The organism is Streptococcus sanguinis, assembly GCF_020729725.1.
GTDB classification, from domain to species: domain Bacteria; phylum Bacillota; class Bacilli; order Lactobacillales; family Streptococcaceae; genus Streptococcus; species Streptococcus sanguinis_V.
The window spans coordinates 1-717 of sequence record NZ_JAJEPA010000029.1 but is presented as its reverse complement, the minus strand read 5'-3'; the positions used below and the strand labels follow the sequence as shown (position 1 = coordinate 717).

Below are 717 nucleotides of genomic sequence, written 5' to 3'. Positions count from 1 at the left end.
TGTAACTATGTATACCAAGAATTATACAGTATCATTCACTGTTAAAATTATAGAAGTTCCCAACACATTGTTGTTAAATTATATTGTTACATATTTCTCTTTGATAGAGCGAACTACTGCACATGCTATAAGAGGGGAAAATAGAAAGAAAAACAAAGCGCTCACTTCAATAACAAAACATAATAAAAAAGATGGATTTTAAAAGGAGATAAATATGAATAGATTGACTAACCATGTTATTCCGAATGGAAAAGAAGTGGTAAAAATAAATACCTTTGGAAAATTTACTGTAAACAATGATGATTTATGGACTCGTTTGTTGGCGGATAATGATAATGGGCCAGTCCTTCCGATGTATGAGGAATGTCCTGATTATTGGGATAAATTGTTAGATGATATTGTTGACGTACTGTCTAAAGAACATGTGATTGGCCTTACAAGTCCAGTATTTGAACAGTACAGAGTTAAAATAGCGGATGAAATCCGATTTGCTTATCAGCAGGAGTATTGGGCAATTTATGCCACTAAAACAAAGCAAAGAAAGGACTTTAGAAAATKAGCAAAACAGCAAATCTGAATGTAGTAAAATCAGCACTTGCAGATCATACCGCCTATGAATTAAGCAAATTCTTAGGCGTCAGTGAGGCTGGGATTGGAAAGTGGAAGAATGGGAAAGTTGAACTTGAAAATATGTCTTTTGGTAATGCCATAAAATTG

General features: G+C 33.5%; 2 protein-coding genes. Both read left to right on the top strand.

The features are described from left to right. The coding region (locus K4I03_RS12300; protein WP_227965619.1) for a hypothetical protein at nt 1-202 on the top strand (202 nt) is incomplete at its 5' end. A 12-nt stretch (nt 203-214) separates the two neighbouring features. After that, nucleotides 215-577 carry a hypothetical protein gene (locus K4I03_RS12295; RefSeq protein ID WP_227965617.1) on the top strand — a complete coding sequence of 121 codons (363 nt, stop codon included), beginning with the start codon at nt 215-217 and terminating at the stop codon, nt 575-577. The last annotated feature ends 140 nt before the right edge of the window (nt 578-717 follow it).